This window comes from Parabacteroides sp. AM08-6, assembly GCF_003473295.1.
GTDB lineage: Bacteria > Bacteroidota > Bacteroidia > Bacteroidales > Tannerellaceae > Parabacteroides.
The window spans coordinates 7,762-21,924 of record NZ_QRMP01000041.1 but is presented as its reverse complement, the minus strand read 5'-3'; the positions used below and the strand labels follow the sequence as shown (position 1 = coordinate 21,924).

11 protein-coding genes are annotated in these 14,163 nt (G+C 42.0%); 5 read left to right on the top strand and 6 right to left on the bottom strand.

Going from position 1 to position 14,163, the window contains the following annotated elements; genetic code table 11:
• Positions 1 to 205 precede the first annotated feature (205 nt).
• The 5 genes from DW103_RS16720 to DW103_RS16700 all read right to left on the bottom strand — a co-directional run bounded on the left by DW103_RS16720 (position 206) and on the right by DW103_RS16700 (position 5,095).
• On the bottom strand, positions 206 to 1,060 hold the full coding sequence (locus tag DW103_RS16720; RefSeq protein WP_122278217.1) for a M23 family metallopeptidase: 855 nt from the start codon (positions 1,058 to 1,060) through the stop codon (positions 206 to 208).
• Between the two features lie 132 nt (positions 1,061 to 1,192).
• A complete protein-coding gene (gene uxuA / locus DW103_RS16715) occupies positions 1,193 to 2,368 on the bottom strand; it encodes a mannonate dehydratase (RefSeq protein WP_122278215.1) in 1,176 nt (391 codons plus the stop codon).
• A 21-nt stretch (positions 2,369 to 2,389) separates the two neighbouring features.
• Positions 2,390 to 3,202, bottom strand: coding sequence for an SDR family oxidoreductase (locus DW103_RS16710; protein WP_122278213.1), 813 nt, complete (start codon positions 3,200 to 3,202; stop codon positions 2,390 to 2,392).
• A gap of 134 nt (positions 3,203 to 3,336) precedes the next feature.
• The gene (locus tag DW103_RS16705) at positions 3,337 to 4,392 is read right to left on the bottom strand and encodes a LacI family DNA-binding transcriptional regulator (protein ID WP_122278211.1); all 1,056 of its coding nucleotides are present in this window, start codon (positions 4,390 to 4,392) and stop codon (positions 3,337 to 3,339) included.
• Between the two features lie 67 nt (positions 4,393 to 4,459).
• Positions 4,460 to 5,095: a hypothetical protein gene (locus DW103_RS16700; protein WP_122278209.1), complete on the bottom strand. Its 636-nt coding sequence runs from the start codon at positions 5,093 to 5,095 to the stop codon at positions 4,460 to 4,462.
• Positions 5,096 to 5,397: 302 nt separating this feature from the next.
• Between DW103_RS16700 and DW103_RS16695 the strand changes: the two genes are divergently transcribed.
• The 5 genes from DW103_RS16695 (at position 5,398) to DW103_RS16675 (ending at position 13,343) form a co-directional block, all read left to right on the top strand.
• The gene (locus DW103_RS16695; protein WP_122278207.1) at positions 5,398 to 6,609 is read left to right on the top strand and encodes an efflux RND transporter periplasmic adaptor subunit; all 1,212 of its coding nucleotides are present in this window, start codon (positions 5,398 to 5,400) and stop codon (positions 6,607 to 6,609) included.
• Between the two features lie 60 nt (positions 6,610 to 6,669).
• Positions 6,670 to 9,891 (top strand): efflux RND transporter permease subunit, encoded by a 3,222-nt coding sequence (locus DW103_RS16690; RefSeq protein ID WP_122278205.1) that lies wholly within the window; start codon positions 6,670 to 6,672, stop codon positions 9,889 to 9,891.
• A gap of 9 nt (positions 9,892 to 9,900) precedes the next feature.
• Positions 9,901 to 11,286: a TolC family protein gene (locus DW103_RS16685; protein ID WP_122278203.1), complete on the top strand. Its 1,386-nt coding sequence runs from the start codon at positions 9,901 to 9,903 to the stop codon at positions 11,284 to 11,286.
• Between the two features lie 22 nt (positions 11,287 to 11,308).
• Positions 11,309 to 12,076, top strand: a complete 768-nt coding sequence (gene lpxA, locus DW103_RS16680; RefSeq protein ID WP_122278201.1) for an acyl-ACP--UDP-N-acetylglucosamine O-acyltransferase — start codon at positions 11,309 to 11,311, stop codon at positions 12,074 to 12,076.
• A gap of 526 nt (positions 12,077 to 12,602) precedes the next feature.
• Complete coding sequence (locus tag DW103_RS16675; RefSeq protein ID WP_122278198.1) at positions 12,603 to 13,343, top strand: DUF1080 domain-containing protein; 741 nt, start codon at positions 12,603 to 12,605, stop codon at positions 13,341 to 13,343.
• A gap of 95 nt (positions 13,344 to 13,438) precedes the next feature.
• Here the strand turns inward: DW103_RS16675 and DW103_RS16670 are convergent, their stop codons facing one another.
• Entirely contained in the window at positions 13,439 to 14,101 is a 663-nt protein-coding gene (locus DW103_RS16670; protein WP_122278196.1) for a hypothetical protein, read from the bottom strand.
• Positions 14,102 to 14,163 lie beyond the last annotated feature (62 nt).

Genomic DNA, 14,163 nt, shown 5'->3' with positions numbered 1-14,163 from the left:
CATCTTCAGTTTCAGATTGTTTCTAATGCGTTTGCCCTGTTCACTCAAGCAATTTTGCTTTCTACAATTGATAAAAGTATTTTTGATAATTGTTGAAAAGAAAAAGGATATATGTGCTTTTTACTTTCAATAATTGTTGAAAGTAAAATAGGAAGTAAGAATTTCACGTATTTCTCCTTTGCTTTTTTGATTCGGTGTATGCTTTTTATAAATGGGAAGTAGCTTTACTTTTAACAGTAGCGGCTTTATAGCTGTAGCTGTCTGACGACCAACGGTAGGGGAATTTCAGTTCAATAGGTTCTACGGCGATGTTGTTCCCTTTTTTAGTAAAGACCAGACATTGGTTGTTTAGTTTTCTTTCTGTGAGATTAAAGACGAGATTTGGATTAAAGTGCTGTCCGTTTACCCGTACTTCAAAATGCAAATGTTCTGTCGTGGCACGTCCTGTTCGCCCGGTTAACGCTATCGGCTGTCCGGCTTTTACACGGTCTCCCGGCTTTACTAAGTTTTTGGAATTATGGCTGTAGACTGTTTCCAACCCGTTATAGTGTCGGACAACAACGACATTTCCATAAGCGTAATAAGGCTTTGCCATTCGGACTATGCCGTCGAAGGCTGAAACGATTGTGTCATTGGCACAGGTTTTCAGGTCGACGCCCGAATGATGTTTCCTGCGACCTGCGTATGGGGAAATAACTTTTGCTCCGGGCAGTGGAAACGCGTATGCTTCTTCTTGTATCAGGCTGAGGTCTATAATCATCGAGTTCTCGTCCGCCATTAGGAGGGGGTCGACCACACCGATGTAGCTTTTGTCTCTTGCTGTCAATTCTTCCGTTATATTCTTGCGAGGCGGTTCTATCTGGTTCAATTCCGGTTTGCTAGGAAATATAAAAGAAAAGTCAGTGGCCGGCAAAGGAATCTCTGTAGTCGGAAGTGTCATTACCGTTTCGCGTTGCGATACTGTTGATACAGGTATCTGGGCTGTCCAGAGGGAATGGCAGGCACTTAATATCAATAGTAGAACAACTGTTAGAATTAAACTGTAATGTGTTTTTGACATCTCTTTCAATCAATTAGCTGTGCAAAAGTAGAAAAAAAGTGCCGGAAAGAAAAAAAAGAAATAAAAAAAGTGCCCGGAACAATAGACCGGACACTCTCTTCTTTGCTAAGCTATAAATAAAAATTACTTCCTTTATTTATTAAATAACGAACGGGCGATACCCATCTCCAATCCGCGTAGTTCGGCCAGTCCACGTAAACGGCCGATACAGGAATATCCCGGATTGGTTTTCTTTTTCAGGTCGTCTATCATTTGATGGCCATGGTCCGGACGCATGGCGATGGAGCAGCCGCGTCTTTGTTGCAGTTCAAGTAACGCTTTCATTACGCCATACATGTCGACATCGCCTTCCAAATGATTGGCTTCGTAAAAATTGCCTTCCGCATCACGCTGGGTACTGCGGAAATGGACAAAATCGATACGGTCGCCATAGCGTTCCATTATACCGGCCAAATCATTGTCGCTACGTACTCCGAACGAACCGGTACAGAGGCATAGGCCGTTGCTTGGGCTTGGAACGGCTTCTATCAGTTTGCGGAAATCGTCTTCTGTGCTCAGGATACGGGGCAAACCTAAGATGGAGTAGGGAGGGTCGTCCGGATGTATAACCAAACGTATACCCACTTCATCGGCTACCGGAGTAATTTCTTTCAGGAAATAAATCAGATTGGCACGCAACTTTTCCGCATCGATATCCTTGTACCTGTCTAATGCCTCTTGAAACTGTTCGACGGTAAAACTTTCTTCGGAACCGGGTAGTCCGGCAATCATGTTGCGTACGAGTAATTGGCGGTCTGCTTCCGTCATAGATTCATAGCGGGCTTTTGCTTTTGCTTTCTCTTCCGCAGTGTATTCCTGTTCGGCGGCCGGCCGTTTCAGGATGTACAGGTCGAATGCCATAAAAGCAGCACGTTCGAAACGGAGAGCTTTTGAGCCGTCCGGCATCGTATAAGCCAAGTCGGTACGGGTCCAGTCCAAGACCGGCATGAAATTGTAGGTTATAATGCGAATATCACAGGCAGCCAGATTACGTAGGCTCTGTTTATAATTCTCGATATAATGTTGGAAATCTCCTGTTTGTGTTTTGATGTGTTCATGTACGGGAACACTTTCTACGACGCTCCATCGCAGGCCGGCGGCTTCAATGATGTCTTTTCGTTTTTGGATTTCTTCCACAGTCCATACTTCACCGTTAGGAATATGGTGCAGGGCATTTACAATTCCGGTGGCACCAGCCTGACGGATGTCTGATAAGCTGACTGGGTCGTCCGGACCGTACCAGCGCCATGTTTGTTCACATAAATACATAATCTTAGGGTTATTAATGGATTAAATAGAGAATGCGTCGAAACCTCCGTCTACAATTGCAATTGTTCCGGTTACAAATTTGGAGGCATCGCTAATCAAATATTGGATAGTGCCGAATAATTCGTCCGGCGTACCCAGGCGACGGAAAGGGGTATGTGCGATAACCGATTTGGCGCGTTCCGTGTAGGAACCGTCCGGATTAGTCATCAAAGCCCGGTTTTGTTCTGTAAGGAAGAAGCCCGGAGCGATGGCGTTTACCCGTAATCCTTCGCCGAACTTGATAGCTAATTCGCCGGCCAGGTATTTGGTGAGGTTTGATATGGCTGCTTTCGCTGCACCATAACCGACGACACGTGTTAACGGGCGTAAGGCGGATTCGGATGAGAAGTTTACGATTGCACCTTCCTGCTGCTTGGCCATCACTTCGGCGAAGACCATTGTCGGAAGAACTGTTCCGAATAGATTCAGGTCTACAACTTTGCGGAATGCATCAAGTTGAAGGTCGAAGATGTTGCTATCCGGCCCGATTGTTGCACCTGCCATATTTCCTCCGGCAGCATTCAGCAATGCATCGATACGCCCGTATTTGGCAAGAATATCTTTTTTGTTTTGTTCCAGTACTTCTTTATTCAGTACATCGGTCAACAAGAAGGTTGCTTCGCCTCCTTTTGCTTTAATATCGGCAACGATTTGTTCACCTGTTTCGGCCGCACGGTCAAGGATGACTATTTTAGCTCCTTCCTCAGCCAGGTGTCCGGCAATACCTCTACCTAAAATACCGGCTCCACCGGTAATTACGACTACTCTGTTTTTTACACAAAATAAATTAGCCATGTTTATAAAATTTTGATTGTGATAATTTCAGTATCTGTAAATAAATTGTGCTCGCGCACACATTGACCACAAATGTAAACTATTTTATTTGTTTGAAGAAAAAAAACGTGTAATAAAAAAGATTTTTTATGTTTTCAAATGTAATTGTTGTAGTATCTGATGTTTTCTTTTATCAAAATATCTATTGGCATGTAATTGATTTGCTCGACTTTTTCTTTCAGTACCAAATGACGGAATAAGGCACGTACACAATTGAACCCCTGCACTTCGGGGCGTTGAGCGATTAAATGAGTGATGTGTCCGCTTTCGAGATACCGGATGTTTGCATCGATGACATCGTATCCTATAAGTTTGAACGCTTCTCCGGTTTCCTTAAAGTATTTACCAAGTAAATGAGCGCGTGAGTTAAAAATGATACCGGTATTCACATCTTCGTGTGTATGTGTGAACTCTTTTAAGATAGCAGCGTTTTCAACAGGTTCGTCTGCATGAAGTTGCACCGAATAAATCCGGCCGCTGTAATTCTTTTCAGACAGGTAGTTTCTGAAGCCTTCTTCTCGTTTCATTACTTGCGTAACTTGTTTTTCTCCTTTTCTTATGAAACGGAAAATGGCAATGTTGTCGTCCGGTTCTATTTGCTCGAACAACAGTCGGCCGGCAATATAGCCGGAATCGTATGAATTGGTACCATAGTAAGCTACGCAATTGGTGTTTTCGATGAATGCGTCAATTAAAATATAAGGAATTTCCAATAAATCTAATTTTTGGGTTAACTGGAGGACACTGTCATGAAAGAGGGTTGCAATGATAACACCCTGGCAATCAGATTTCTCGATGTGGGGGATAAGCTCGTCGAAACTACTTTTGTCGTATTGGTTGAAATACATTTGTTCAACTTCTACATTATAACTGAAAAGCTCCTGTTCCGCTTTATTTATTCCTTCACAGAGTTTATCCCAATATTCACCTTGCACAAAGAAAGGAGTCAGAGTGATAAAATGATAGTTTTTTTTCAGGGCAAGAGAACGTGCGATAAGATTCGGGTGGTAATCAATCTCTTTTAATACTTTTTCTACCTTTTTTTTTGCTTCTTCGGAAACTTTTCCACGATTATGCAGGATACGGTCTACGGTTCCGGTTGAAACACCGGACATTTCTGCTATATCTTTTATTCTATATGTCTTGCCCATAAATAGAAAGCTATGAGCCCGCAAAAAATGATTTTTGCGGGCGACTTATAATTATTAGGATTGTTTTTTAAAATTCTTCAGTCGGTTGAATTGCTACAGCATTTAATTTACGGAATGTGTAGCAATACATCGTATAATTAATCGGCATGGCGACAAAAATGCCGACCACGAACAGGATGAGTCCAATCAAGGAAATTCCAATCATGGTTAGTGCGAGTAGGAATAATGGCATGACTTGCCCTTCGGTTATCGCCCAGCTGCGTTTTAATGATTCGATAATACCCGTGTTTTCTTCAACGATGAAAGCACCGAAGAATTGAAGGCGGAGTGCCAGATAAATCCCGGGAACAATCAGTAATAGTATACCGATGCCGACACAAATGCCAAACAGGAGGCTTGCTATAAAATAGGTCAGGATTTTACGGGACTGTTGTCCGTATGCCGAGAATTGAGGCTCTTCACCATCTAATGCCTGAAACAGGTTTTTGAAGTAGCCAAGCATGAAAACGCAGGAAATGATGATGCTGATTAGGTTAACAACAATAATTCCTCCCGTAGAACTTTGTACCGGCGTAGCAAATAAGGTAATAATCATATTGATGATTAAATATCCGATTAAAAGCCCGACTAACACCCAGATTTGTGATTTTACACATTTCCAGGATGTCTGAAATACATCCGAAATTGTAAACTTTGGTTCCATTTGAATTGATTTTTAAGTTATATCTTGCCGTAAAATTAGGATAAATTATTGAATAAACAAATTGTAGGATTAAAATGTGTATCATTTTGAACGAATCTATTTTCGAATGGTCAAAGTTTACTATGCAGTTGATATATAAAGTCTGAAATAAAGCTATTTTTCTATATAAAAGAATGTATAAACTGCAAAAGTCCAACAAAAAGACACTACATTTGTACGTTTTTTTTAAGAATCCTACCATAAAGCAAGTTGAATGGGAAAAATACTAATGATAACTGATTGAATATATATAATTTATAAATATGGATAAACAAATGTTGAGTACTACTATTACCCAATTACGGCAAATCGTATTATTTGCAGTGGGGATGTCTTTATTAACCGCCTGCGGAAAGAGCCAGAGTGGTATGAAGTTAGGAGATGACGAGTTTGCTGTCATTACAGTCAATTCTTCTTCCAGCAACCAGACTACATCGTATCCGGCCACAATCAGAGGTACGCAGGACATTGAGGTACGCCCTCAGGTTTCGGGTTTTATTGTAAAATTGTGTGTTGATGAAGGTGCAACTGTTCGTAAAGGACAGGCTTTGTTCGAGATTGATCCTACACAGTATGCGGCTGCCGCGCGTCAGGCAAAAGCTGCTGTTGAAATGGCAAAAGCCAATGTGAAGACTTTGACTTTGACAGAAAAGAATAAGAAAATATTGTTTGAGAAAAAAATTATCAGTGACTTTGAATATCAGACAGCTGTTAATCAGTTGATGTCGGCTAAGGCGAGTTTGGCTCAGGCTGAAGCTTCCCTGATTAGTGCCAATCAGAATTTATCATTCTGTACGGTTACCAGCCCTTCTGATGGTGTTGTCGGAACGTTCCCGTATCGTGTGGGAAGTTTAGTAAGCGCTTCTATATCCCAGCCATTGACTACGGTTTCTGAAATAGGGGATGTTTACGTTTATTTTTCCATGACGGAAAAGGAATTGCTGCAACTTACGAAAGCAGGAGGAACGCTGAAAGAACAGTTGGAAAAGATGCCGGCTGTACAATTGCAGTTGTCGGATGGCTCTATGCTGGCGGATGCCGGAAAAATAGATGCAGTCAGTGGAGTGATTGACCAGTCGACCGGTTCTGTAAGTATGCGCGCTATTTTCTCTAATGAAAAAAATATTATGAGAAGTGGTGGTACGGGTAAAGTTGTTTTCCCTTATTTGATGAATGATATTATTTTGATACCTCAATCGGCAACTATTGAAATTCAGGATAAGAAGTTTGTTTTTGTTCTTCAATCTGATAATACGGTGAAGAATACGGAGATTCAGATTTCTAGTTTGGACGACGGAAAATCTTATCTGGTAACAAATGGCTTGAAATCCGGCGATAAAATTGTAGTAGAAGGCGTACAGACTTTAAAAGACGGCCAGAAAATAGAACCGATTACTCCGGAACAGAAAGTTGCCAAGTTCCAGCAGGCAATGAAGGATCAGAAAGAGGGTAACTTAAAAACAGCTTTTAATTAAAGGAATAGAATTGTCAAGTCTTTTATGCTTGAACAAATTCTACGTATAAAAAAGTAAAATATGAAATTAGATAGATTTATTAACCGTCCGGTGCTTTCTACGGTGATTTCCATCGTAATTGTCATCTTGGGTATATTAGGCTTGATTTCGCTGCCTATTACTCAATATCCGGACATCGCACCTCCTACCGTATCGGTAAGGGCCACTTATACAGGTGCTAATGCGCAGACTGTATTGAATAGTGTTATCGCGCCGCTGGAAGACCAGATTAACGGTGTTGAAAACATGATGTACATGACTTCCAATGCCTCCAATAACGGTTCTGCTGATATTTCCATATATTTTAAACAGGGTACGAACCCGGATATGGCTGCTGTCAATGTTCAGAACCGTGTGACCATGGCTCAGGGATTGTTGCCGGCGGAAGTAACAAAAATTGGTGTGACGACTCAGAAACGCCAGAACTCAATGTTGGTTGTTTTTGCCGTATATGATGCGGAAGATCGTTATGACCAGAAGTTTATAGAAAACTACGCGAAGATTAACCTGATTCCGGAAGTTCAGCGTGTTCCTGGTGTAGGTGATGCGAATGTGTTGGGTACGGACTACTCCATGCGTATCTGGTTGAAACCGGATGTGATGGCCCAGTATCATTTGGTTCCTTCGGATGTCTCGGCTGTCTTGGCTGAACAGAACGTGGAAGCAGCTCCCGGTTCTTTTGGAGAACAGGGAAATCAAACATTCCAATATACAATTCGTTATAAAGGACGTTTGCAGACTCCGGAAGAATTTGAAAATATGGTGGTTAAAGCCTTGCCTGACGGTGAAGTGCTTCGTTTGAAGGATATTGCTGACATTGAATTGGGACGTTTGACTTATACTTTTTCCAATAAAGTGAACGGACATAATGCCGTAGCTTGTATCGTTTATCAGATGGCCGGAACGAATGCAACGGAAACTATCAATAATATTCAAGAATTGTTGGAAAGGTCGGAGAAATCCATGCCGCCGGGAATGAAGATAGAAGTATCCATGAATGCCAACGATTTCTTGTATGCGTCTATCCATGAGGTTATCAAGACTTTGCTGGAAGCATTTATCCTGGTATTTATCGTGGTATATATTTTCTTACAGGATTTGCGTTCTACCTTGATACCGGCTATTGCCATTCCGGTTGCATTGATTGGTACTTTCTTCTTGTTGTCAATGATTGGATTTAGTATCAACTTGCTGACTCTTTGTGCGATGGTGCTTGCCATTGCCATTGTGGTCGATGATGCGATAGTCGTCGTCGAGGGGGTCCATGCGAAACTGGACCAGGGATATAAATCGGCGAAACAAGCTTCTATCGATGCGATGAGTGAATTGGGAGGGGCTATCGTCTCTATTACATTAGTAATGATGTCCGTATTTATCCCCGTAAGTTTTATGGGAGGTACTGCGGGTACTTTCTATCGCCAGTTCGGTTTGACTATGGCCATAGCAATTGGTTTGTCCGCATTGAACGCATTGACATTGAGTCCGGCTTTGTGTGCAATGTTCCTGAAACCTCATGATGAGGAACATGCAGCGAAGAAAACGACTTTCGTCTCTCGTTTCCATACTTCATTTAATGTGGCGTATGATTCCTTATTAAAGAGTTATAAGAAACGTGTCCTGTTCTTTATTCAGAAAAAATGGTTGGCATTCGGAACAGTTGCCGGTTCTATTGTCTTATTGATATTTTTGATGCAGATAACGCCGACAGGTATGGTGCCGAACGAAGATACGGGTACGATTATGGGAGCTGTAACTCTACCTCCGGGAACTTCCATGGAACGTACTCAGGAAGTGATGGAACGTGTAGACAGCCTGATTGCTTCGGACCCGGCTGTAAAATCACGTACGGCAATCACCGGTTTTAGTTTTATCGGTGGCCAGGGCTCTTCTTACGGTTCTTTTATCATTAAGTTGAAAGACTGGGAAGAACGTTCGCTGATGCAGAGTTCGGAAGTGGTTTACGGTAGTTTGTTTATGCGTGCTCAGAAAGTTGTAAAGGATGCACAAGTATTGTTCTTTACTCCGCCTATGATTCCGGGATATTCGGCTTCCAGTGATATCGAATTGAATATGCAGGATAAGACGGGTGGTAGTCTGGATAGATTCTTTACCGTTTCCAAAGATTATATGGCTGCATTGACGGCTCGTCCTGAAATTAAGTCGGCACAGAGTACATTTAACCCGACTTTCCCGCAGTATATGATTGATATTGATGCAGCTGCCTGTAAAAAGGTTGGTATCAGTCCCAGCGATATCCTGATGACACTTCAGGGATATTACGGTGGTTTGTATGCATCAAACTTCAACCGTTTCGGTAAGATGTACCGTGTAATGGTCCAGGCCGATCCTTCATTAAGAACGAATCTGGAATCATTGAAAAATGTAAAAGTGAAGAACGGTAACGAGATGGCTCCTATCTCTCAGTTTATCACCATTCAGAAAGTGTACGGACCGGATATCATTAGCCGTTTCAATATGTATACATCTATCAAGGTGATGGTGGCTCCGGCAGAAGGTTATACTAGTGGTCAGGCTCTGAAAGCGCTTGAGGAAGTGGCTTCAACGACCTTACCTACAGGTTTCGGTTACGAACTGGGAGGTATGGCACGTGAGGAAGCTGCAACCAGCGGTAGTACAACCGGTTTGATTTTCTTGCTTTGCTTCGTGTTTGTATATTTGTTGCTGAGTGCGCAGTATGAAAGTTATATCCTGCCGTTGGCCGTACTGCTTTCTATTCCGTTCGGTTTGATGGGTAGCTTCCTGTTTGTTCAGGGATGGGCCGCTTTAGGAAATATTCCGGCACTGAAGATGATTTTAGGTACGATGTCGAATAATATTTATATGCAGATTGCCTTAATCATGTTGATGGGTCTGTTGGCTAAAAATGCGATTTTGATTGTAGAGTTCGCCCTTGAACGCCGCCGTATGGGTATGAGTATAACCTGGGCCGCCGTATTAGGTGCTGCAGCCCGTTTGCGTCCTATCTTGATGACCTCTCTGGCTATGGTTGTCGGTCTGTTGCCTATGATGTTCGCTTTCGGTGTAGGTGCTCACGGTAACCGTACTTTAGGAACGGCTGCTATCGGTGGTATGTTTATCGGTATGATTTTCCAGATATTGATTGTGCCGGCTTTGTTTGTGGCCTTCCAGTATCTGCAGGAGAAATTTAAGCCGATTGAATGGGAAGACTTGGATAACAGCGACCTGAATACGGAAATAGAACAGTACGCAAAAACAAAATAAGAGAAGACAATGAAGAAAAAAATTATATATATGATGTGTGCAACCGCTCTGCTGAGTAGTTGCCACATCTATAAATCTTATGATCGTCCGAAAGATATTGATGCGTCGGCCTTGTATCGTGACCCGGTTTCTGAAATGGATACACTGGCTGTAACCGATACGACCAATATGGGCAACTTGCCTTGGCAAGAAGTGTTCCGGGACGAAAAGTTGCAGGCCCTGATTTTACAGGGACTTGAAGGTAATGTGGATTTGCAGTCCGCTATTCTGAGGGTAGACGAGGCCAAGACGTTGTTGATGTCGGCTCGTTTATCGTATCTGCCTTCCCTGAATTTGGCTCCGCAGGGTACGATAACTTCTATGGATGGAGGTACAAGTGCTAAGGCTTATACCCTCCCTATGGCAGCCAGTTGGGAAATCGATTTGTTTGGAAAACTGTTGAATGCCAGTAGGGGAGCAAAAGCCTCATTGTTGCAAAGCCAAGCGTATCAGCAGGCTGTCCGTTCCCAGTTGATTTCAGGTATAGCAAATGCTTACTATACTTTATTGATGCTTGACCGTCAGGTAGCCATCAGTGAAGAAACGTCTAAAATCTGGAAAGAGAATGTCCGTGCGATGGAGGCGATGAAAGAGGCCGGAATGACTAATGAAGCTGCCGTTACACAGGCGAAAGCCAATAGTCATCAGGTGGAAGCCTCTCTGGCTGATTTACGCCGTCAGGTACGTGAAACGGAGAATGCTCTTTCCGTATTGTTGGCACAGCCTCCTCATTCTATCGAAAGAGGGGTACTCGAAAATCAGCAGATGCCGGACGATTTGGCAACCGGTGTTCCTCTCCAGTTATTGGCTAACCGTCCGGACGTGAAAGCGGCCGAAATGGCGTTGGCTGGTGCTTATTATACAACAAATCAGGCTCGTTCGGCTTTCTATCCTTCACTGACAATCGGAGGAACAGCCGGCTGGACGAATGGTTCGGGTGTATCTGTTGCCAATCCGGGCGTCTTTCTGGCACAGGCCATGGCATCCTTGGCACAACCAATCTTCAACCGCGGTAAATTGATTGCTAATTTGAAGGTAACGAAAGCAGAAGAAGAAATTGCTCGGATGAACTTCCAGCAGAGTATCCTGAATGCCGGAAAAGAAGTAAGCAATGCCTTGTTTTTGTATGAGACGGCAACCAAGAAAATGACCGAACATCGGGCACAGGTGGCAGAGTTGATACAGGCAGTCGATTATACGCAATCCCTGTTCCATTCCGCTGACGCTACTTATTTGGAAATCCTTACAGCACAACAATCTTTGCTGAATGCTCAATTGAATGAAGTATCCGATACGTTCCAGCGTATGCAGGCTGTTATCAACCTGTATCAGGCGTTGGGTGGCGGAAGAGAATAATAACTAATAAATTTGATGTATTATGATAAGTCCGTTAGCTTATGTAGATGCCGGTGCAAAGTTGGGTGAGAATGTAATTGTTCATCCTTTTGCTTACATTGATAAGAATGTGGAAATCGGCGATAATTGTGAGATTATGCCTTATGCCAGTATAATGAGTGGTGCTCGTCTGGGAAAAAGAAACCGGATATTCAATGGGGCTGTAATTGCTGCCGAACCACAGGATTTCAAATATGAAGGAGGCGATACGATTGCTGAAATAGGCGATGATAATGTAATCCGTGAAAACGTGGTGATTAACCGCGCAACGACTGCTGAAGGCAAGACGGTTATCGGCAGTGGTAACTTCCTGCACGAAGGTGTTCATGTCTCCCACGATACACATATCGGAAACCATAGCGTATTCGGTTATGGTAGCAAGATTTCCGGAAACTGCAAAATAGAAGATTATGTTATTTTCGGCGGGAATGTGCTGGTAAGCCAGGGCTGTCGCGTCGGGAAATGGTCGATGACGCAGACCGGTTGCCGCTTCCGTAAGGACGTGCCTCCCTATATCGTGGCTGCACAGGAGCCGACAACCTATTATGGCGTTAATTCTGTTATTCTGTTGCACGAAGGTGTAAGCGATAAGGTAATCAAGCATATCAGCCATGCCTACCGTATCATTTACCAAGGCAATACGAGTATCTTCGATGCCTTGCTGATGATTAAGGACCAGGTGCCGATGAGTGAAGAGATTCAGCATATCATTGATTTTATCGGTGAATCAAAGCTCGGTATCATCAAATAAAAGATGGTTATTTAAGAGAAAAGAAAAATAATAATAAGGTTACCTCTCAAACCTTATTATTATTTTTTTGTATCAGGTTCACGCTGATGTAAGAGAAATTGAGTCAGTACATTACAGTGAATGCAGTGAAAGTAAGGTACCGATGGAAGTGAAACGCTTCAAAATAAGAATAGTTTTTCAGCTTTCACCGTAAATGGCAGATATTTATTGTTTTACGAGACTGTGAACATTCAATCAAAAGACTATGACCTGTCTCCAAAAAGCCGCCTACCTTTTAGAGAAAAGCCGCCTACCTTTTTCATAAAATACTTGCTATTAATGTGTATATGTTATTGCTGTCATTTCACATCCCGAACCCGAATCCGATATCAGAATAAAGGTTTGGCTATCGGTCAAGTTCCGGAATGATGAAAGGGTAACACATCCGATAGGAAAAGTTCCGGTTCCGACGGGAAATATATATGAAATAATTTATATCTTTGTATTGTTTTTAATATTCTCAAAGTCTAATCAAATAGAATGTATCATGAAAAATTTGTTGAAATCATTTTTAGTTCTTTTGGCCATTACGACCGCAGTTCCCTGTTTTGCTCAGAAAGCAAATAATACGTTGACGGAAAAAGAAAAGAAACAGGGCTGGACCTTATTGTTTAACGGAAAAGATTTTTCCGGATGGCGTCAGTGTAATGGTTCCGGTATGCCTGCCAACTGGGTTATCGAAGACAATGCAATGAAAGTTTTTACAGGTGAAGGAAGACAACCGGGACAGGGTGCTAACGGTGATATTCTGTATCAAAACAAGAAATATAAAAACTTCGAGCTTTCAGTGGACTGGAAAACAAGTAAGATGGGTAATTCCGGTATCTTTTATTATGTACGTGAAGTTCCGGGTCAGCCTATTTACTACGCAGCTCCCGAGGTACAGGTTTTAGACAATGTAGATGCATCAGACAATCAGCTGGCAAATCATTTGGCAGGTTCTTTGTATGATATGCTTCCAGCCGATCCGAAAACAGTAAAACCGGCCGGAGAGTGGAATACCATCGTTATAAAAGTGAAAGACGGTAAAGTTACTCATACTCAAAATGGCAAAAAAGTGGTTCAATATACTTTATGGAGCAAGGAATGGGATGAACTGGTTGCAAACAGTAAATTCAAGGATTTCCCCGGATTTACCGAAGGTATTGCCCATGAAGGCTATATCGGCTTGCAAGATCATGGATACCCTATCTGGTTCCGCAATATCAAGATACGGGAATTGAAGTAATTTGTTTTTAATTGTTTATAATAAAGGAGGTTGCGTATGGATGAAATCTGTCGCACCTCTTTTTTTATGCTTCATCACATTTTCGGATAAATTAATCAATCATCAAACCAAAAGGCTCCTTCCACATCTTTTATATATTTGTCAATATGCCTATTGCCCTTTTTAGTTAGCAAGAATGAAATGGTAAGTGATTCTCCCCATTTTGTCATAATCAGCTCTAATCTGTGCCTGTATTTACCTTGATACACGGCTTTCTTTTCTTTTATGGGGTAAGTAATCACATAATGCGCGTTAAAAACTTCCTTTGATTTTTGGGGAGTCCAAATCGTTATAATCTTTTTCAACATCTCCATCTGCTCATCTGTGGTATTTCTATTAAAGTAGCCCATCTTCAAGGAATTTCTTATCCAGGAAAATACATTTTCCGGCAAGTCGTCAATGGATTTATCAATGTCTTTTCTCATACCTGTACATCTTATGAATATAACGCATTCCTTGTCTTCATGTATCCATTTGGATGTTTTAATACCAAATGTCGTTCTTAATAACTCTACAGGATTAGCTGGTGGGTATTTCAAATCGAACTCCTCGGTAGCAACATATTCTTTAGGAAGTTTATAATTTAATCCTATGGATTTTGTTACCCTGTCTAACTTCCCTTTATCGTTGGTTGCCCTATCTGTAATAGTATCGAGCGCTTGTCCGTAAACACTGATAGACAGAGTAATAATCCATGCCAATAATATAAGCTTTTTCATCTTTTTTGTTTTTTACTATTAGTTGGAACTTTGTGCCACACTACGAATGTTAGCAATCAATC